The sequence below is a fragment of the Streptomonospora nanhaiensis genome (assembly GCF_013410565.1).
Taxonomy (GTDB): Bacteria; Actinomycetota; Actinomycetes; order Streptosporangiales; family Streptosporangiaceae; genus Streptomonospora; species Streptomonospora nanhaiensis.
Genome location: NZ_JACCFO010000001.1, coordinates 2,472,001 through 2,491,188, shown reverse-complemented (window position 1 = coordinate 2,491,188; position 19,188 = coordinate 2,472,001). Strand labels below are relative to the sequence as shown.

The following is a 19,188-nucleotide window of genomic DNA, read 5'->3' as shown; positions in this document are numbered from 1 at the left end:
GCGCCGGGGCCACCACTCCAGAGAGGAGCACCACCATCATGGCCCAACGCCCCAAACCACCGCGCCTGCGCATCGTCAAGGTCCGGCTCAGCGGCCACCCCGACGACGTCGCCGCCGTCGCCGACCGCATCGCCCAGGAGTTCACCGCCAGCACGCCCTCGCCCGCCTACCCCAACCGGCACGACCCCGGAATCGTCCGCGTCTACCTGGAGGTCGACCCCCGATGAGCCCCCAGGCTGCTTCCGTCTCCGACCCCAACGAACTGCTCAAGGTCTCCGAGGTCTGCCGTGAGCTGCGGATCTCGCGCAGCACATGGGACCGGATGGTGCGGCTCAACGAGGCGCCCCGCATGAAGCGCATGGGCGGCAAGCGCGGCGAGATCCGCGTGCGTCGCCGCTGGCTTGACGAATGGCTGGAGAACAACGCCGGATGATGACCTTCGACGTGCAGTTCTACAAAGTCCGGGTGCGCCGCAAGCCCGGCGCCAAGAGGAGGGAGGACAACTACCCCAAGCCCTACCAGGCCCGTTGGCGGGTGGGCGCCAAGGTGCACCCCAAGTCGTTCGCAACCGAAGACCTCGCCGAAGGCTGGCTGGCGGAGCTTCGAGCGGCGGCCGGCCGCGGTGAGAAGTTCGAGGTCGAGTCCGGATTGCCGCAGTCGAAGCTGCGGGAACTCCGTGACGTGACCTGGTTCGCCCACGCTGTCGAGTACGCCCACGCCCGCTGGGCGGACATGGCCGGGAAGACCCGCACCGGCATGGTGGAGAGCTTCATGGCGGTGACGCCCGTGCTCGTCCGCGACGTGCCGGGGCGGCCAGATCCGGACGTGCTGCGGGCCGCACTGCGGGCGTGGGCGTTCGACCCCAAGCGCCGGCTTGAGGACGCCCCGCGGCGCTTCCGGGAGGCACTGACCTGGCTGGAGAAGGCGTCGCTTCCCGTCAGCGCGCTGGCCGAAGCCCAGCACCTGGGTGCGGCCGTGCGCGCGTGCGGTCGGAAGCTGGACGGGAAGCCCGCCGCCGCCGACTACTTCAGCCGGCGGCGGCGGGGCTTTAACGCCGCCCTGCAGTACGCGGTGATGCGCCAGCGCCTCGCAGAGAACCCGCTCGCGGGGAAGGACATCCCGTCGGACTGGCGCCCACCCAAGACGGAGGAGGAGGTCGACCCGCGCGCCATCGGTAACCCCGCCAAGGCCCGGCACATGCTGACGATGGTGAGCTACGTCGGGCGGCGCCAGGGACCTCGGTTCGCCGCCTGGTTCGGCTGCATGTACTACGCGATGATGCGGCCCGAGGAGGTCGTCGGCCTGCGGCGGTCAGGATGCCTCCTGCCCGACCAGGGGTGGGGCAAGCTCACGTTTTCCACAAGCAACCCGGCGCCGGGCAAGCAGTGGACCGACGACGGGGGAGTGCACGAGGAGCGCGGCCTGAAAGGCCGCGGCAAGCGCGCCTCACGGACGGTTCCCATCCCGCCGGCGCTGGTGGCCATGCTGCGGGAGCACGTCGAGCGGTTCGGCTGCGGGCCGGACGGCAGGCTCTTCCGAAGTGAACAGGACAACCCCATCCAGCCGTCGACCTACTGGCGGGTATGGCAGCGCACCCGCGAGCTGGCGCTGACCCCCGAGGAGCGCGAAGGACCGCTTCTGCGACGGCCCTACGACCTTCGGCACGCGGGGGTCACCTACCGGTTGAACAGCGGTGTGCCGGCCACCCAGGTGGCCAGATGGGCCGGGCACAGCGTGGAGGTGCTGCAACGCATCTACGCCCAGGTGTGGACGGAAATGGACGATGTGTGGATCGACCGGATGGGCGACCATGTGTGACGCATGTCATCTTCATCGCTGAAGTGAGGGCGGGGGCTCCAAGTGATCTCGGAGCCCCTGCCCTTTTTGCGTTGTATGTCTTGTCCACCGTGTGTCCACAGAAGGCCGCGAACAACGGCGGCTCGTGACGCAAGATGACATGAAAAACCAGCGGGCGCTGATGCGTATCCGCTGGTCAGTAGGGTGATTCCGCTGATCACTCTGGGGTGCCCCCTGCAGGATTCGAACCTGCGCACACGGCTCCGGAGGCCGTTGCTCTATCCCCTGAGCTAAGGGGGCGCTTTGCTGGATCAACCCTAGCAGGGTGCGCGGGGTGGATCGCGCAATTTGCGGCGGGGTTGGGCGATCGCCAGCGGGGGCCGGGCCCGGGGCGCTAGTCTCGCGGCCGTGGGTGAAGCGTTGGCACGGGTACTGGTGGTTGACGACAACGAGGTGATCCGGCAGTTGATCGCCGTCAACCTGCAGCTTGAGGGCTTCGAGGTGCACCAGGCGGTGGACGGCGAGGACTGCCTGGCCCGTGTGGGCGAGATCCGGCCGGACGTGATCACGCTCGACGTCATGATGCCCCGGCTCGACGGCTGGGTGACCGCCGCCCGGCTCCGCGAGGGCGCCGCCACGCGCGGCATGCGGGTGCTGCTCATCACGGCGCGGGCGCAGGAGGACGACATCCGGCGCGGCCAGGAGATCGGCGTGGACGCCTACCTCACCAAGCCGTTCGACCCCACCGAGCTGATCCGGCTGGTGCGCGACCTCGCGGGCCGCGACCGTGCCGGGTCCGCCGGGTGATCCGGCCGGGCGCTCCCCGCACGCGGGGGAGCGGGGCGCGGTGCGCACGGGTTCCCACCGCCGGCGCGGCCTTCGCATCGCCCGCCCGCGCCGCCGGCCGGCGCTTGGCCGTGCCCGCGCGCGGGGCCCCGGCGCTCGCGGGGGACTGACGTGGCCCACCCCGCCGCGCCGCCGCCCACCCCCTCCGGCCTCGACGCCGCCACGCCCTGGCGCGTCGACGCGCTCATCCGGGACGCCCTCGCCCGTGCCGCCGGCTGCCGCGCCGAAGACCTTCCCGCCGCCGACGTGCGCCGCGCCGCCGGTCCCGCCGCCCCTGGCGACCAGGCCGGCCCCGACCCCGCTGACCCCGCCGGTCCCGCCGCCGCCTCCGGGCGCGGCGGGCCTTCGGCGGAGCCGGGCGGGCGGGCCGGTCGTGAGGCCCCCTTCGCGGCGGCGGGGCGCTGCACCTCCGCGCTGCCGCTGCGCGTCGCCGCGCGGGCGCGCCGGCCCGCGCGCGGCCTCGCCGAGGCCGCCGCCGCCCACCTGCGCCGCCACCCCCTGGTGGCCGACGCCGCCGCCGAGGGCCCCGGGTTCGTCGCCGTGACGCCCGCCGCCCCCGCGTGGTCGGCGCTGGTCGCGCGCGTGGCCGCCGATCCCGGGACCTACCTCGGGGGCTACCTCGCCCGGCCCTTTGCGAGTGTGCCGTCCGCCGACTCCGGCCACCTGGACGACCTGGACGGCTTGGTCGGGCCCGACCACCCGCCCGACCCGGAGCGCCCGGGCCCCGCGGGCCCCCCGGACGCCGGTGCCCCCGGCACCTGGGCGCCGCTGGCCGACGCCCCCACCGTGGCCGAGGCCCGGCTGCGCGCCCGCGCCGCCGCGCGGCGCAGGATCGCCGCCGCCGACCGCCTGCTGCCCGCCCTCGCCGAAGGGCGCGGCCGGATGCCCGGCGGCGGGCCGGGCGGTGCCGAGGTGTCCTGGCGCGACCCCTGCCTCGACCGGGGGCCCGACGGCTTCACCACCGCCGCCGGCCGCCTGCTGGGCGTCATCGGCGAGGCGAGCGCGCGCGTGGCGTTCTGCCGGAGCGCGGGGGAGCGGCCCCGGCCCGGTGAGCTGACCGGCCCCGACCTGCCCGCCCTGCCGACCGCCGAGCGGCCGGGGGCGTGGGCGCGCTCCACCTTCGACAACCCCGCCTTCGCCGTCCGCTACGCCCGCGCCCACGCGCTGAGCACACTGCGCTGGGCCGGCGCCGCCCACCCGCCCGCACCGGGCGACACCCCTTCGCCCGCACCGGGCGGCGCCGGCCCCGCCCCCGGCGCGGCCGACGGCGGGGCCGCGGCCGCCCCACCCGCCCGACCGGGCCGCCCGCCTTCCGGCACCGCGCCGCCGGCGCCCCGCGCGGCCCTCATCGGCGCGCTGTTCGACGGCCCGGTGGTGGTGCGGGCGGCCGAGCGGCGTAGCGAACCCCATATGCTCGTGCGATACCTCGAAGGCCTCGCGATTGCCTACCATGACTGGTGGGAATCGAGCGGCGTCCTTCGGGGGGAGACCGCGCGCGGCTCCGGCGGTGACGACGCGCTCGCGTTGTGCGCCGCGGTGGCGGGCGTCCTCGGCTCGGGGCTGTCGCTTCTCGGCGTGTCCGCGCCCACAAGGCTGTGAACACGACGCGCGCGTGCGCGGGCCCCTCCGGGACCACTGGGCCGCCGGGCCGCCCCGCGTCCGCACCGGCCGCCCGGACCGCGCACACCGCTCCCGGCGCGTTCCCGCGCGTTCGCGGCGTGCGCGCCACGCCGGCGGATCGCGCCCCGCGCCGCCCGCACAACACACCACGTCACACCACGTCCACGACACAGCAGACACAGCCGACACGCCGACACGCCGGCACCGCCGCCGCGACGCCCACGGCGGCCCGCGCCCCACGGCCCGCCCACGGCTCGCCGCCCGGCGCGACCGCCGACCACGACACCGAGAGCGCACCACCATGAGCCGTTACGCCCACCCCGCCGGTCCGCGCCACGCGGACGTGCTGCCCGAGGACAACCCGCCGCGCCCGCCGCGCGACCTGGGCGAACTTGCCACGCACGTCTGGCCGCGCACCGCGCGGCGCGGCGCCGACGGCGAGCTGGTGATCGGCGGCGTCGGCGCCCGCGACCTCGCCCGGCGCCACGGCACCCCCCTGTTCGTCATGGACGAGCAGGACTTCCGCGCCCGCGCCCGCGCCTACCGCACCGCCTTCAGCGACGCCGAGGCCGACGTCTACTACGCCGGAAAGGCCCTGCTCACCAAGGCCGTCGCCCGCTGGGTGCACGAAGAGGGCCTCAAGCTCGACGTGTGCAGCGGCGGCGAACTCGCCGTCGCCCTCGCCGCGGGATTCCCGCCCGAGCGGATCGGCATGCACGGCAACAACAAGTCCGAGGCCGAGCTGACCCGCGCCGTCGAGGTCGGCGTGGGCCGCATCATCGTCGACTCCTTCGACGAGATCGAGCGCCTGGAGCGGATCGCCGCCGGGCTCGGCCGCGTCCCCAAGGTCCTGGTCCGCGTCACCACCGGCGTGGAGGCCCACACCCACGAGTTCGTCGCCACCGCCCACGACGACCAGAAGTTCGGTTTCGCGCTGAGCACCGGCGCCGCCGACGAGGCCGTCCGCCGCGTCCTGGCCGCCCCCCACATCGAGCTGGTCGGCCTGCACTCCCACATCGGCTCGCAGATCTTCGACACCGCCGGGTTCGACGTCGCCGCCCGCCGCGTGACCGAGTTCATGGTGCGGGTCATCGCCGAGACAGGCGCCGACCTGCCCGAACTCGACCTCGGCGGCGGCCTGGGCATCGCCTACGTCCCCGACGACACCCCCCTGGAGCCCGAGGCCATCGCCAAGAGCCTGCTGGGCATCGTCCGCCACGAGTGCGAGTCCCACGGCCTGCCCATGCCGCGCATCGCCGTGGAGCCCGGCCGCGCGCTCACCGGCCCCGCCGGGGTCACCCTCTACGAGGTCGGCACCGTCAAGGACGTCGAGGGCATCCGCACCTACGTCAGCGTCGACGGCGGCATGAGCGACAACATCCGCACCGCCCTCTACGGCGCCGAGTACACCTGCGCCCTGGCCTCGCGCACCGGCGCCGGCGCACCCCTGCTCTCCCGCCTGGTCGGCAAGCACTGCGAGAGCGGCGACATCATCGTCCACGACCTCTACCTGCCCGCCGACATCCGCCCCGGCGACCTCGTCGCCGTCGCCGCCACCGGCGCCTACTGCTTCTCCATGGCCAGCAACTACAACCACCTCCCGCGCCCGGCCCTGGTGTCCGTCGCCGACGGCGACGTCCGCACGCTCGTCCGGCGCGAGACCGAGGAGGACCTGCTCCGCTTGGACGTAGGCTGACCGGGGGCGGCACACGGCCGCGCCGCCCGGCGGCGCCGTCCGGCACGCCGCGGACACGACGGCAAGGCGACGACACCAGTGAGACGAGAAGCGGGAGTCACCCCCCTATGGCGATGAAGGTGGCGCTGCTGGGATGCGGCGTTGTGGGCGCGGAAGTGGTGCGGCTGCTCAACCGGCAGTCGGCCGACCTCGCCGCGCGTGTGGGCACCCCCCTGGAGATCGGCGGTATCGCGGTGCGCCGCCTGGGCCGCGACCGCGGCACGGGTGTGGACCCCGCGCTGTTCACCACCGACGCCACCGGCCTGGTGACCCGCCCCGACATCGACGTCGTGGTCGAGGTGATCGGCGGCATCGAGCCCGCCCGCTCCCTGATCCTCGACGCGATCAAGGCGGGCAAGTCGGTGGTCACCGCCAACAAGGCGCTGCTGGCCGAGGACGGCGCCACCCTTCTGGCCGCCGCGCGCGCCGCCGGGGTCGACATCTACTACGAGGCGTCGGTCGCCGGGGCCATCCCGCTGCTGCGCCCGCTGCGCGACTCCCTGGCCGGCGACCGCGTCAACCGGGTGCTGGGCATCGTCAACGGCACCACCAACTTCATCCTGGACCGCATGGACGCCCAGGGCGCCGGGTTCGCCGAGTCCCTGGAGGAGGCCCAGGCCCTGGGCTACGCCGAGGCCGACCCCACCGCCGACGTCGAGGGCTTCGACGCCGCCGCCAAGGCCGCCATCCTGGCCCGCCTGGCCTTCCACACCCAGAACGTCACCGCCGCCGACGTCCACCGCGAGGGCATCACCGAGGTCACCGCCGGCGACATCGCCAGCGCCAAGGCCATGGGCTGCGTGGTCAAACTCCTGGCCATCTGCCAGCGCGCCGAGGACGGCCTGTCGGTGGGCGTGCGCGTCCACCCGGTCATGCTGCCGCGCGAGCACCCGCTGGCCTCGGTCACCGAGGCCTACAACGCCGTGTTCGTCGAGGCGGAGTCCGCCGGCCGGCTGATGTTCTACGGCCCCGGCGCCGGCGGCGCGCCCACCGCCAGCGCCGTGCTGGGCGACCTGGTCGCCGTGGCGCGCAACCGCCTGGCCGGAACCTCGGTGGGCGAGGGCGGCCACGACACCGGCCTGCCCGTGCACCCCATGGGCCAGACCGTCACCCGCTACCACATCTCGCTGGACGTGGCCGACCGCCCCGGCGTGCTCGCCCGGGTGGCCGAGGTCTTCGCCGAGAACGGCGTCTCCATCAAGAACGTCCGCCAGGAGGGCTTCGGCGACGACGCCCAGCTGGTGCTCGTCAGCCACCAGGCGCCCGACGCCGCCCTCGCCCAGACCGTCGAGCGGCTGCGCCGCCTGGACATGGTGCGCGCGGTGGCCAGTGTGATGCGCGTCGAGGCGTTCGCCGACGCGTGAGCCCTGGCGCGCCCCGCACACGCCGTCCCATCTGCTGAGACGGCACCACCGCGGTGCACGAGGCGCGGGCCGCGCCCTCTAGACTCGTGGTGAGGACGAGGCCGCGGCCCCGCCCCGTGTCCGCCGTCCCACCCCGGGCGGCCGACCACGCCTCGCCGCACCGGCTGATCCGCACCCCCGGCCGCCCCACCGGCGCCGCCGGCCGCGGAGTCCGCACATCCCAACGCATTTCCGTCTGCCGAAAGGGCCCTGTCGTGAGCATGGCACGGGCGTGGCGCGGCGTCGTGGAGGAGTACCGCGACCGCCTCCCCGTCACAGCGAACACCTCCGTCGTCACCCTGCTGGAGGGCGGCACCCCGCTGGTACCCGCCCCGCGGGTGTCGGAGCTGACCGGCTGCGAGGTGTTCCTCAAGGTCGAGGGCCTCAACCCCACCGGCTCCTTCAAGGACCGCGGCATGACCATGGCCATCACCAAGGCGGCCGAGGACGGCGCCAAGGCGGTCATCTGCGCCTCCACCGGCAACACCAGCGCCAGCGCCGCCGCCTACGCGGTGCGCGCCGGCATGACCTGCGCGGTGCTGGTGCCGCGCGGCAAGATCGCCATGGGCAAGCTCGCCCAGGCGCTCGTGCACGGCGCCAAGCTGCTGCAGATCGACGGCAACTTCGACGACTGCCTCGAACTCGCCCGCAAGCTGTCGGTCGACTACCCGGTGGCGCTGGTCAACTCGGTCAACCCCTACCGCCTCCAGGGCCAGAAGACCGCGGCCTTCGAGGTGGTGGACGCCCTGGGCGACGCCCCCGACATCCACTGCCTGCCGGTGGGCAACGCCGGCAACATCACCGCCTACTGGATGGGCTACAAGGAGTACGCCGACTCCGGCCCCGGCTCCCGGCTGCCCCGCATGTTCGGGTTCCAGGCCAGCGGCTCGGCGCCGATCGTCAACGGCGCCCCGGTGGACCAGCCGCGCACCATCGCCACCGCCATCCGCATCGGCAACCCCGCCTCGTGGACCTACGCCGAGCAGGCGCGCGACGAGTCGGGCGGGCGCATCGACTCCGTCACCGACCGCAGGATCCTGGCGGCCTACCGCATGCTCGCCGCCGAGGAGGGCGTGTTCGTCGAACTCGCCTCGGCCGCCAGCGTCGCGGGCCTGCTCCAGTCGGTCGAGGCCGGCCACATCGAGCGGGGCAGCCGCGTGGTGTGCACCGTGACCGGAAACGGCCTCAAGGACCCCGACTGGGCGCTGGCGGGCGCCTCCACCGCCACCACCGTCCCGGTCGACGCCCACGCGGCGGCCTCCGCCCTCGGCCTGGCCTAGCGCCCCACGGAAAGCACGCCCATGTCCCACACCCACCCGGCGCGGGTGCGCGTGCGCACCCCCGCCACCAGCGCCAACCTCGGCCCCGGGTTCGACTCCCTGGGGCTGGCGCTGGCCCTCCACGACGAGGTCGACGTCGAGGTCGACCCCGGCGGAGGGCTCGGCGTCGAGGTCGAGGGGGAGGGGGCCGGCGAGGTCCCCCTGGACGGCACCCACCTGGTCGTGCGCGCGATGCGCGCGGCCTTCGAGGCGGCCGGCCGCCCCCTGCCGGGGCTGCGGCTGCGCTGCCGCAACGCCATCCCCCACGGGCGCGGCCTGGGGTCCTCGGCCTCGGCGATCGTGGCCGGGGTCGGCGCGGCGGCGGCCCTGCTCGGCTGGACCGACGCCGCCGGCGGCCTCGACCGCGACCGCGTGTTCGAGCTGGCCGCCGACCTTGAGGGCCACCCCGACAACGTCGCCCCCTGCGTCTACGGCGGCTGCACGGTCGCCTGGCGCGGAGAGGACCGCTGGCGGGCCGTCGGCGTGCCGGTGTCCCCGCGCGTGGCGCCGGTGGCCTGCGTGCCCGCTGAGCGGCTGTCCACCGAGCGGGCGCGCGGCCTGCTGCCCGCGGCCGTGCCGCACGCCGACGCCGCGTTCTCGGCCGGGCGCGCCGCCCTGCTCGTCGCGGCCGTTTCCGGCCACCCGGAACTCCTGCTGGAGGCGACCGAGGACCGCCTCCACGAGCGCTACCGTGAACCGGCGATGCCCGAGAGCCTGCGGATCGCTCGTGAGCTGCGCAAGGTCCACGGGCTCGCCGCGGTGGTGTCGGGCGCGGGCCCCACCGTCCTGGTCCTCGCCGACACCGGGGCCGCCGCGCCGGCCCCGGCGGGCGCCCCGGAAACCGGGGCTGCCCTGCAAATCCACGAGGACCTGGTTGATTCAATTCGAGAGCGAACGGGTAAGCATTGGCACATACGCCCCCTAGCCATCGATCCGTCAGGAGCGAGGATCGAAACATAGACCCGTGTCAAGGAATAGCTGTGGGCTCCGGTGATGTTAGGCTGGGTGAAGCACCAGTTGCCCCGTTGCGGGGCGTGTGCTCATCCGCCACAGTGTTTTCCGCGTCCGAGATGTACGTGGTTTTGGCCATGCGATCGCTGCGCACGGTTACCACTGTGTTGAGTTCGCGGAGCGCCCGTTGCTCCGATCACCCCGCCAGCACCGTCGCCTCGCCGGCGGACGGCGGCAGCGTGGAACACGGGCGGCGGCCGCGGACTCATCGCCCCAACGCCTGGCTGTACCCGGAGCCCGCCGCGATCGGGTAGGGGAATCAACGGTTCCCGACATCCGCGTGGGGCACGCCCGACCCGGCCCCCCGCCGGTTCGCACCACCGGGCCGGCCGTTACCGACACATGACGGCCTGAGCCCGCTCCTTGGGAAGGACCCTTAGTGAGCGACACCACCGAACTCCACACGGACGCGGCGGTCAGCACGCAGCAGAACTCGACCGCGTCCGATGTGGACGCCGGCGACGCCGCGACCTCATCCAGAAAGAGCACGCCGTCTCGGTCGCGCAGCCAAGGCACGGGCCTGTCGGCGCTGAAGCTCACCGAGCTTCAGCGGCTGGCGTCGAGTCTCGGTATCACGGGCACGGGGCGGATGCGCAAGAACGACATCATCACCGCCATCGAGGCCAAGCAGGGCGGCCCGGTCGCGGCGCCGCAGGCGGCCGCCGGGCGCAAGCCCGCCGAGCGCGCCGAGCAGGCCCCCGCCGAGGCGGGCGAGCCCGCAGCGCAGGCGGCCCCGGCCGAGCAGGCCGCCGCCCGCGAGGGCGGCGCCGACCAGGCGGAGCGGACCGACAAGCCGGCCCGCACCCGCCGCACCACGCGCAAGCGCGGCGACGACGCAACTGACCAGAACCGGCCGTCGGACGGCGACACCTCTACCCCCGCGAGCAGCGTGACCAAGACATCCAACTCCCAGAAGTCCGGTTCCGACTCCCAGGGCCAGTCCGGCCAGAGCGGGGGCCGTGAACGGCAGCGCAACCGCCGCAACCGGGGCAGCCGCGAGGACTCCGCCGCCGAGGCCCCGACCCAGGACACCGCCCAGCAGGGCGGCGGCCAGGGCGGGCAGCAGACCGGCCGCGGTGGCGGCGGGGGCGACGACGACTTCGGCACCGGCCGCCGGCGCGGCCGCCGCCGCGACCGCCGCGACCGCCGCTCCGGGCGCGGGGAGCGCCAGGAGACCGAGCCGGTCATCAGCGACGACGACGTCCTGCTGCCGGTCGCCGGCATCCTGGACATCCTCGACAACTACGCGTTCGTGCGCACCACCGGCTACCTGCCCGGCGCCAACGACGTCTACGTCTCGCTGGCCCAGGTCCGCAAGAACGGCCTGCGCAAGGGCGACGCGATCACCGGTGCCGTGCGCCAGCCGCGCGAGGGGGAGCGGCGCGAGAAGTTCAACGCCCTGGTCCGGCTCGACACCATCAACGGCATGGCGCCCGACCAGGCCCGCAGCCGCCCGGAGTTCGCCAAGCTGGTCCCGCTCTACCCGCAGGACCGCCTGCGCCTGGAGACCGAGCCGAACATCCTCACCACGCGGATCATCGACCTGGTCGCGCCCATCGGCAAGGGGCAGCGCGGGCTCATCGTCTCGCCGCCCAAGGCGGGCAAGACGATGGTGCTGCAGGCGATCGCCAACGCGATCACCGAGAACAACCCCGAGACCCACCTGATGGTCGTGCTCGTCGACGAACGGCCCGAAGAGGTCACCGACATGCAGCGCACGGTCAAGGGCGAGGTCATCCACTCGACCTTCGACCGTCCGGCCGAGGACCACACCACGGTCGCCGAGCTTGCCATCGAGCGCGCCAAGCGCCTGGTCGAGATGGGCCTGGACGTGGTGGTCCTGCTCGACTCCATCACCCGCCTGGGCCGCGCCTACAACCTCGCCGCCCCGGCGAGCGGGCGCATCCTCTCCGGTGGTGTCGACTCCACGGCGCTGTACCCGCCCAAGCGGTTCTTCGGCGCCGCCCGCAACATCGAGAACGGCGGGTCGCTGACCATCCTGGCCACGGCGCTGGTCGAGACCGGTTCGCGCATGGACGAGGTCATCTTCGAGGAGTTCAAGGGCACCGGCAACATGGAGCTGAAGCTCAACCGGTCCCTGGCCGACAAGCGCATCTTCCCCGCGGTCGACGTGGTTTCCTCCAGCACCCGCAAGGAGGAGATCCTCATGTCGAACGAGGAGCTGAAGATCATCTGGAAGCTCCGCCGGGTGCTGCACGCCCTCGACATCCAGCAGGCCCTCGAACTCCTGCTGGAGCGCATGAAGGACACCAAGAGCAACACCGAGTTCCTGCTCCAGGTGCAGCAGACCACGGTCGGCGGCCCCAACGAGCACTGACCCCGGCAGGCCGTCCGGTCCCCGCCGCGCGTCGGCGCGGGACCGGACGGCCGCGGTCGGCTGAGGGCCCCGCGGCGCGTCCCGCCGTGCGGCGGTGTCCGCGCGCGCCGTACTGCGGTGCACGGTTTTCCCCCGCGTTTCCCTTGTGCCCCCCTTTACCCGGCACGCGCCTCGCCGTAAGGTGCGCAGGGAGATTGCATACCGTGTACCGCCGGTCTCCCCGGGAGTGCGTGTGGACGGCATCGCCCTGCTCAGCCTGCTCGCCCTGGCCCCGATCCTGCTGGTGGGAGTCCTCCTCGTGGGGTTCCGCCGGCCCGCCAAGTACGCCATGCCCGCCGGTTACGCGGTCGTCGTGGCCCTCGCCGTCACGGTGTGGCGGACCGACTGGGCGGCGGTGGCGGCCTCCACGGTGCAGGGCCTGATCCTGGCCGCCGGGCTGCTCTACATCATCTTCGGCGCGCTGCTGCTGCTGGCAACTCTCACCAAGAGCGGCGCCATCCACACCATCCGCGCCACCTTCACCGGCATCAGCCCCGACCGGCGCGTGCAGGCCGTGATCATCGGCTGGCTCTTCGGCGGCTTCATCGAGGGCGCCTCGGGGTTCGGCACCCCCGCCGCGGTCGTCGCGCCGCTGCTGCTGGCCCTGGGCTTCCCCGCGATGGCGGCGGTCATGGTGGGCCTGGTCATCCAGAGCACCCCGGTCAGCTTCGGTGCCGTGGGCACGCCCATCCTCGTCGGCGTCGACGGCGGGCTGGCGGGGGCGCCGGAGGTGGAGGGCCGCGCCGCCGAACTCGGGCTGACGGTGGCCGGACTCGTGGAGCGCGTCGGCCTGCAGACCGCGATCGTGCACGGGATCATCGGCACCCTGGTCCCGCTGTTCCTGTGCTGCCTGCTGTGCGGCTTCTACGGCGAGCGCCGCCGCTTCGCCGACGGCCTCGCGGTGTGGCCGTTCGCGCTGTTCTCCGCCTTCGCCATGACCGTCCCCTCGGTGCTCTACAACGCGCTCCTGGGCGTGGAGTTCACCTCGCTGCTGGGCGGGCTTACCGGGCTGCTGATCGTGGTGGCGGCCGCGCGGCGCGGCTTCCTGCTGCCGGCCGTGCCCTGGGACTTCGGCCCGCGCGCCGCCTGGCCCGCGCGCTGGTCGGGCACGCTGCGCCCCGGTGACGGCGACGGCCCCTCCGGCGGCACCGGCGGCACCGGCGGTACGAACGGCGCCGGGGGAGCGGCGGGACGCCCCGCCATCGGCCTGCTGCGCGCGTGGTCGCCCTACCTGCTGGTGGCCGCGCTGCTCGTGCTCACCCGCATGGTGCCCGGCCTCACCGCCTGGCTGCAGAGCGTCGAGTTGGGCGCGCGCGACCTGTTCGGCACCTCCATCGGCGACGCCGTGCAGCCGCTGTACTCGCCCGGCGCGGTGTTCATCCTCGTCAGCGTGGCCACCTGCCTCCTGCACCGCATGAGCGCCCGGCAGGTCGCCGCGTCCTGGCGGATGGCCGGCGGGCAGCTCGCGGGCGCCGCCGTCGCGCTGCTGTTCGCCGTGCCGCTGGTGCGGGTGTTCATCAACTCCGGTGCGGAGTTCGGCGCCGGCGACCTCGACAGCATGCCCCTCACGCTCGCCCGGGGCGCGGCGGAGCTGGCCGGCGGGGCGTGGCCGCTGATGGCCCCCTGGATCGGCGCGCTCGGCGCGTTCGTCGCCGGGAGCAACACCGTGTCCAACCTCATGTTCTCGCTGTTCCAGTTCTCCACCGGCGAGCGGATCGGTGTGCCGCCGGAGTCGGTCGTGGCCGGGCAGGCGGTCGGCGGCGCCGCGGGCAACATGGTCACCGTGCACAACGTCGTCGCGGCGTCGGCGGTGGTGGGCCTCGTCGGCCGCGAGGGCGACCTCATCCGCCAGACCGCGATCCCGCTGGTCTACTACCTGCTGGCGGCCGGGGCACTGACCTACCTGCTCACCTACGGCGTCGGCCTCAACGCGGGCCTGGCGCTGCTGGCGGCAGTGGCCGCCGGGCTGGCCGGGATCGCGGTGCTGCTGCGCCGCTCGCCCGGCCGCCCGCCGCACGCGGACGCGCCCGCGCCGCCCGAGGACGGCCGCGCGGGCTGACACCGGCCCCTCCCGCGCGCGGCCCGGCCGGTGTGGGCTGGATCGCACCGCGCCGCACCGCCGGCGGCGTGTGCCCAGTTCGGGCGGGTGGGCCGGGGCCGCGCCCCGGCACGCGGGGGCCCGAAACCCCCTCCGCGCGGGCTGTCCGAGTCGCGTACGGCCCCGATCCGTGTTTCCATTTCGGCCTGATGGAAAGCAGGAAGAACTGGGCACTCCTGGCAACCGGGGCGCTGGCCGCCGCCGCGGTCATCACCGCGGCCCAGGTGCTGGTCCTCGGTGCCACCGATCGCGCGGCCGACCCCGCCCCCGCGGTTCCCGCGGCCGACGACGGCGACCGCCCCGCCGCCGGGATTTCGGCCGACAAGCAGATCGCCCTCCAGCAGGCCCTCAACCGGGTCGTGCGGCAGGGCTCCAGCGGCGCCGTGGCCGAACTCGCCGTGGTCGACGAGCAGGGCCGCGACACCTGGAACGGGGTCGCCGGCGTGGCCGACCGCGCCACCGGCGCACCCGTGGACCCCCAGGCGCACTTCCGCGTGGCCAGCCTGTCCAAGCCGTTCGTGGCCGCCACCCTGCTGCACCTGGTGGAGCGGGGCCGCGTGGACCTGGACGACACGGTCGAGGAGCTGCTGCCCGGGGTCCTCGACGGCGGCGAGCGGATCACCCTGCGCATGCTGCTCAGCCACACCAGCGGCGTCTTCAGCTACAACCGGGCCATGCCCGACGTCCGCGAGGACCCGCACCGCCGCTGGCGCCCGCAGGAGCTGGTGGCCATCGCCAACCGGCGCGGCCCGGTGTTTGAGCCCGGCACCGACGTCGAGTACTCCAACACCAACTACGTGCTGGCGGCGATGGTCATCGAGAAGGTCACCGGCCGCCCCTACACCGAGGCCGTGGACCGCGCCGTGCTCACCCCGCTGGGCCTGGAGGACACCTCCATCCCCACCGACAGCGAGGTCCCCGGCCCGGCGATGCACGCCTACCTCGCCGCGGCGCCCGCGCCCGGCCTGGCGCCCGAGCCCACCGACATCACCCACTTCAACCCCACACGCTGGTACGGCACCGCCCAGGTCGTCTCGACGGTCAGCGACGTCAACCGCTTCTGGGAGGCGCTGCTGGGCGGCCGGCTCCTGAGCAAGCCCACCCTCGCCCGGATGCTGGAGGTGCAGGCCGTCACCGACGACGGCTACGGGTTCGCTTTGGGGCCGCGCAGCTACACCCTCACCTGCGGGCTGGACGTGTGGATGCACTCGGGCAACATCCCCGGCTACCGGACCTGGACCGTGCACGGCGGCGGCCGCCACCTCACCCTCTTCCAGGCCCGCTACACCAAGGACCCCGACCCGCCCGCCTGGGCGATGATCGAGACCGCGCTGTGCCCCGTCCACGGCGACCGGCCCGCTCCCACGCCCGGCGACCACCCCACCGAGCCGGTGGAGGACACCGGCCGCGGCGAGGACGGCTGAGGCCCCGCCCCGGGGCGGGGGAGCGCCCGCGCGCGGCCGGCGGAATAGCCGCTGGTCGGTTCTTCGTTGAAGGTCTGGCAAACTGGTATATCGACCGCCGCGGTACCGGTTCACGCACACCCGACGAGTCCTTGCGCTCGACGCGCCCGTGTGCCCCGTGTGCGCCCGCGCGAGTGCGCCCGGCGACCGCCCCTAGCGAGGAGATCCACGTGAAAGCCGACATCCACCCCGAGTACGTTGTCACCGAGGTCACCTGCACCTGCGGGAACACCTTCACCACCCGCAGCACCGCCACCTCCGGCGTGATCCGGGCCGACGTCTGCTCGGCCTGCCACCCGTTCTACACGGGCAAGCAGAAGATCATGGACACCGGCGGCCGGGTCGCCCGCTTCGAGAAGCGCTTCGGCAAGCGCCAGTAGCCTGCCCCGCGGCGCCGGAGCGCGCGGAGCCGACCCGTTCGGCCCGCGCGTCCGGCGCCGCTCGTCGTAGGTGCCCCCCGGTCCGCGCACCGGCGGCCGGGCGCGCCCGCCGGACCGACCCGAACGCCATCCACGGAAGCTGGTAAGCGAGAAGTGAAGCTGGACGACCTCCTGGGCGAGTACTACGAGCTGGAACAGCAGCTCGCGGACCCCGACGTGCACGCCGACCAGGGGCGGGCGCGCGCCCTGGGCAAGCGCTACTCCCAGCTCACGCCCATCATCGCCGCCTACCGCGAACTCAAGCAGGTGGAGTCCGACATCGAGGCCGCCAAGGAGCTGGCCGCCGAGGACTCCTCCTTCGCCGACGAGGCGCGCCAGTTGGAGAAGACCCGCGAGGAGCTGACCGACCGGCTGCGCGTGCTGCTGATCCCGCGCGACCCCGCCGACGACAAGAACCTCATCATGGAGGTCAAGGCGGGCGAGGGCGGCGAGGAGTCCGCCCTGTTCGCCGGCGACCTCGTGCGCATGTACCTGCGCTACGCCGAGCGCCAGGGCTGGAAGACCGAGATCATCGACTCCACCCCCTCCGACCTCGGCGGCTACAAGGACATCACCATCGCCTTCAAGAACCGGGGCACGCCCGAGCCCGGCCGGGGCGTGTGGCCGCAGCTGAAGTTCGAGGGCGGGGTGCACCGCGTGCAGCGGGTGCCCGTCACCGAGTCCCAGGGCCGCATCCACACCTCCGCCGCCGGCGTGCTCGTGGTGCCCGAGGCCGAGGAGGTCGAGGTCGAGATCAACGACAACGACCTGCGCATCGACGTGTTCCGCTCCTCGGGACCCGGCGGCCAGAGCGTCAACACCACCGACTCCGCCGTGCGCATCACCCACCTGCCCACCGGCATCGTGGTGTCCTGCCAGAACGAGAAGAGCCAGCTCCAGAACAAGGAGCAGGCCATGCGCATCCTGCGCGCCCGCCTGCTGGCCGAGGCCCAGGCCAGCGCCGACGCCGAGGCCGCCGCCGAGCGCCGCAGCCAGGTGCGCACCGTTGACCGCTCCGAGCGGGTGCGCACCTACAATTTCCCGGAGAACCGCATCTCCGACCACCGTGTCGGCTACAAGGCGTACAACCTGGACCAGGTCCTCGACGGAGAACTCGACGGCGTCCTCCAGGCGCTCATCGACGCCGACACCAAGGAAAGGCTGGAGCAGGCCCAGTCATGAACTTCCTGCTCGACGAGGTCGCCCGCGCCACGCTCCGGCTGGCCGACGCGGGCGTCCCCTCGCCCCGCACCGACGCCGAGGAGCTGGCGGCGTATGTGCACGGCGTTCGTCGAGGGCAGCTGCACGAGGTCGCCGACTCCGACTTCGACGCGCTGTACTGGGAGTGCGTGGCCCGCCGCGCCGCGCGCGAGCCCCTTCAGCACATCACCGGCCGCGCCTACTTCCGCTACCTGGAGCTGCGGGTGGGCCCGGGCGTGTTCGTCCCCCGGCCCGAGACCGAGATCATGGTCGACTGGGCGATCCAGACCCTGCGCGCCATGGACGTCGCCGACCCCCTGGTCGCCGACCTGGGCACCGGGTCCGGCGCCATCGCCATCTCCATCGCCCAGGAGGTGCCCCGCTCGCGGGTGCACGCCGTCGACATCGACCCCGAGGCGCTGGGCTGGGCCCGCCGCAACATCGAGGCCAGCGGGCACGCCGACCGGGTGCACGCCCACCAGGGCGACATGCGCACCGCGCTGCCCGACCTCGACGGCCGGCTGGACCTGCTGATCTCCAACCCGCCCTACGTGCCCACCACCGACTCCGCGGTCCTGCCGCCCGAGGTGCGCGACCACGACCCCGCGCCCGCGCTGTGGGCCGGGCGCGACGGCCTCGACCTCATCCGGAGCCTGGAGGCGGTGGGCCGCCGGCTGCTGCGCCCCGGCGGCGCCATGGCCATCGAGCACGGCGACGGCCAGGGCATCGACATCCCGCGCCTGTTCCCCGAGGAGCTGGGCTGGCGCGACGTCCGCAACCGCAAGGACCTCGCCCACCGCGACCGGTTCGTCGTCATGCGCCGGGCCGAGGACTGAGCGGATTCGTGAGCGAGCGGTCCGGTGCACCTCCCGCGCTCCGCGCCCGGCGCGGAGCCGGGGCCGCCACCGGACCGACGACCCGCGCGCCCGGTGGGCGCCGACGAGAGAAGAGGTGACCGCAGGTGAGCCGCAGCTACGACTGCGCTGACGTGCAGGAGCGCGCGGACGGCATCGCCGATGCCGCCTCGTCCGTGCGCCGGGGCGAGCTGGTGGTGCTGCCCACCGACACCGTCTACGGCATCGGCACCGACGCCTTCAGCCCGAGCGCCGTCTCCGGCCTGCTCCAGGCCAAGGGCCGGGGCCGCGACATGCCGCCGCCGGTGCTCGTGGGGTCGGTGCGCGCCGCCCAGGCGCTCATCGAGGACCTGGGCAACTACGGCCAGGACCTCATCGAGGAGTTCTGGCCCGGGCCGCTCACCATCGTCTGCACGGCCGCCCAGAGCCTGTCCTGGGACCTCGGCGACACCAAGGGCACGGTCGCGGTGCGCATGCCCATGCACCCGGTGGCCCTGGAGCTGCTGAAGGAGGTCGGGCCGATGGCGGTCAGCAGCGCCAACCTCTCCGGGCGGCCCGCCGCCACCACCGCCCAGGACGCCGAGAAGCAGCTGGGGGAGTCCGTCGCGGTCTACCTTGACGGCGGCCCGTGCGCCGACCAGACCCCCTCCACCATCGTCGATCTCACCTACGCGGTGCCGCGCGTGCTGCGGGACGGCGCCATCCCGGTCGAGCGGCTGCGCGCCGTGTGCGGCACGGTCATCGGGGTGGCCAAGCGGCGCCCGACCACGGCGCCCGAGGACGCGCCCGAGGACTCCGCCGCGCCCGGCGCCGCTCCCGGCGGCACCGCCGGCGAGGCGGCGGCCGGAGGCGGCGCGGACGAGGAGTCCGCGCGGCCGCGCCCGGACGGCGAGGGAACCGGCGCGCCCGCCCCCGACGTCTCAGGCCCGGAGAAGCCGGGAGGCAGCACACCCTGAGTCCGTTGTCGCGCTGCCACGGCGTTGGTCGGGCCGGTCGGCCGAGGGGCCGCCGGCCGGGTGCCGGCAGCGGCGAGAAAGCGGGTGCGG

16 protein-coding genes and 1 tRNA gene are annotated in these 19,188 nt (G+C 74.1%); 16 read left to right on the top strand and 1 reads right to left on the bottom strand.

Going from position 1 to position 19,188, the window contains the following annotated elements; genetic code table 11:
• Positions 1 to 38 precede the first annotated feature (38 nt).
• From HNR12_RS10725 to HNR12_RS10715, 3 genes are read left to right on the top strand one after another with little or no spacing between them, the layout of a single operon-like run.
• Entirely contained in the window at positions 39 to 227 is a 189-nt protein-coding gene (locus HNR12_RS10725) for a hypothetical protein (protein WP_179767352.1), read from the top strand.
• Positions 224 to 433 (top strand): helix-turn-helix transcriptional regulator, encoded by a 210-nt coding sequence (locus tag HNR12_RS10720; RefSeq protein WP_179767351.1) that lies wholly within the window; start codon positions 224 to 226, stop codon positions 431 to 433. The genes HNR12_RS10725 and HNR12_RS10720 overlap by 4 nt, the downstream gene beginning before the upstream one ends.
• On the top strand, positions 430 to 1,818 hold the full coding sequence (locus tag HNR12_RS10715) for a tyrosine-type recombinase/integrase (RefSeq protein ID WP_179767350.1): 1,389 nt from the start codon (positions 430 to 432) through the stop codon (positions 1,816 to 1,818). The genes HNR12_RS10720 and HNR12_RS10715 overlap by 4 nt, the downstream gene beginning before the upstream one ends.
• A gap of 207 nt (positions 1,819 to 2,025) precedes the next feature.
• On the opposite strand, the gene HNR12_RS10710 is transcribed toward HNR12_RS10715, so the two are convergent.
• A tRNA-Arg gene (locus tag HNR12_RS10710) sits at positions 2,026 to 2,097 on the bottom strand.
• A gap of 108 nt (positions 2,098 to 2,205) precedes the next feature.
• Between HNR12_RS10710 and HNR12_RS10705 the strand changes: the two genes are divergently transcribed.
• From HNR12_RS10705 to HNR12_RS10645, 13 genes are all read left to right on the top strand, one after another.
• On the top strand, positions 2,206 to 2,604 hold the full coding sequence (locus HNR12_RS10705; RefSeq protein ID WP_308118610.1) for a response regulator transcription factor: 399 nt from the start codon (positions 2,206 to 2,208) through the stop codon (positions 2,602 to 2,604).
• 150 nt (positions 2,605 to 2,754) lie between these two features.
• A complete protein-coding gene (locus HNR12_RS28405; protein WP_308251318.1) occupies positions 2,755 to 4,242 on the top strand; it encodes a DALR anticodon-binding domain-containing protein in 1,488 nt (495 codons plus the stop codon).
• Positions 4,243 to 4,564: 322 nt separating this feature from the next.
• Positions 4,565 to 5,959, top strand: coding sequence for a diaminopimelate decarboxylase (gene lysA / locus HNR12_RS10695; RefSeq protein WP_179767349.1), 1,395 nt, complete (start codon positions 4,565 to 4,567; stop codon positions 5,957 to 5,959).
• A gap of 107 nt (positions 5,960 to 6,066) precedes the next feature.
• A complete protein-coding gene (locus HNR12_RS10690) occupies positions 6,067 to 7,362 on the top strand; it encodes a homoserine dehydrogenase (RefSeq protein WP_179767348.1) in 1,296 nt (431 codons plus the stop codon).
• A 260-nt stretch (positions 7,363 to 7,622) separates the two neighbouring features.
• Positions 7,623 to 8,681, top strand: a complete 1,059-nt coding sequence (gene thrC / locus HNR12_RS10685; protein ID WP_179770535.1) for a threonine synthase — start codon at positions 7,623 to 7,625, stop codon at positions 8,679 to 8,681.
• A 21-nt stretch (positions 8,682 to 8,702) separates the two neighbouring features.
• Positions 8,703 to 9,680: a homoserine kinase gene (thrB, locus tag HNR12_RS10680; protein ID WP_179767347.1), complete on the top strand. Its 978-nt coding sequence runs from the start codon at positions 8,703 to 8,705 to the stop codon at positions 9,678 to 9,680.
• A gap of 430 nt (positions 9,681 to 10,110) precedes the next feature.
• Positions 10,111 to 12,069 (top strand): transcription termination factor Rho, encoded by a 1,959-nt coding sequence (rho, locus tag HNR12_RS10675; RefSeq protein ID WP_179767346.1) that lies wholly within the window; start codon positions 10,111 to 10,113, stop codon positions 12,067 to 12,069.
• A 232-nt stretch (positions 12,070 to 12,301) separates the two neighbouring features.
• Entirely contained in the window at positions 12,302 to 14,167 is a 1,866-nt protein-coding gene (locus tag HNR12_RS10670) for an L-lactate permease (RefSeq protein ID WP_179767345.1), read from the top strand.
• 188 nt (positions 14,168 to 14,355) lie between these two features.
• Positions 14,356 to 15,630, top strand: a complete 1,275-nt coding sequence (locus HNR12_RS10665) for a serine hydrolase domain-containing protein (RefSeq protein ID WP_179767344.1) — start codon at positions 14,356 to 14,358, stop codon at positions 15,628 to 15,630.
• Positions 15,631 to 15,839: 209 nt separating this feature from the next.
• Positions 15,840 to 16,049 carry a 50S ribosomal protein L31 gene (gene rpmE / locus HNR12_RS10660; RefSeq protein ID WP_179767343.1) on the top strand — a complete coding sequence of 70 codons (210 nt, stop codon included), beginning with the start codon at positions 15,840 to 15,842 and terminating at the stop codon, positions 16,047 to 16,049.
• 153 nt (positions 16,050 to 16,202) lie between these two features.
• Positions 16,203 to 17,270: a peptide chain release factor 1 gene (gene prfA, locus HNR12_RS10655; protein ID WP_179767342.1), complete on the top strand. Its 1,068-nt coding sequence runs from the start codon at positions 16,203 to 16,205 to the stop codon at positions 17,268 to 17,270.
• Entirely contained in the window at positions 17,267 to 18,124 is an 858-nt protein-coding gene (gene prmC, locus HNR12_RS10650) for a peptide chain release factor N(5)-glutamine methyltransferase (RefSeq protein WP_179767341.1), read from the top strand. Before prfA ends, prmC begins: the two co-directional genes overlap by 4 nt.
• A 125-nt stretch (positions 18,125 to 18,249) precedes the next feature.
• Positions 18,250 to 19,098: an L-threonylcarbamoyladenylate synthase gene (locus HNR12_RS10645; RefSeq protein ID WP_179767340.1), complete on the top strand. Its 849-nt coding sequence runs from the start codon at positions 18,250 to 18,252 to the stop codon at positions 19,096 to 19,098.
• The last annotated feature ends 90 nt before the right edge of the window (positions 19,099 to 19,188 follow it).

Excerpts from the sequence above, each read along its gene's own strand:
- HNR12_RS10720 (WP_179767351.1), top strand. The coding sequence starts at position 224 with ATGAGCCCCCAGGCTGCTTCCGTCTCCGACCCCAACGAACTGCTCAAG.
- thrC (WP_179770535.1), top strand. The coding sequence starts at position 7,623 with ATGGCACGGGCGTGGCGCGGCGTCGTGGAGGAGTACCGCGACCGCCTC.
- HNR12_RS10725 (WP_179767352.1), top strand. The coding sequence starts at position 39 with ATGGCCCAACGCCCCAAACCACCGCGCCTGCGCATCGTCAAGGTCCGG.
- HNR12_RS10690 (WP_179767348.1), top strand. The coding sequence starts at position 6,067 with ATGGCGATGAAGGTGGCGCTGCTGGGATGCGGCGTTGTGGGCGCGGAA.
- HNR12_RS10665 (WP_179767344.1), top strand. The coding sequence starts at position 14,356 with ATGGAAAGCAGGAAGAACTGGGCACTCCTGGCAACCGGGGCGCTGGCC.
- lysA (WP_179767349.1), top strand. The coding sequence starts at position 4,565 with ATGAGCCGTTACGCCCACCCCGCCGGTCCGCGCCACGCGGACGTGCTG.
- prmC (WP_179767341.1), top strand. The coding sequence starts at position 17,267 with ATGAACTTCCTGCTCGACGAGGTCGCCCGCGCCACGCTCCGGCTGGCC.
- thrB (WP_179767347.1), top strand. The coding sequence starts at position 8,703 with ATGTCCCACACCCACCCGGCGCGGGTGCGCGTGCGCACCCCCGCCACC.
- HNR12_RS10715 (WP_179767350.1), top strand. The coding sequence starts at position 430 with ATGATGACCTTCGACGTGCAGTTCTACAAAGTCCGGGTGCGCCGCAAG.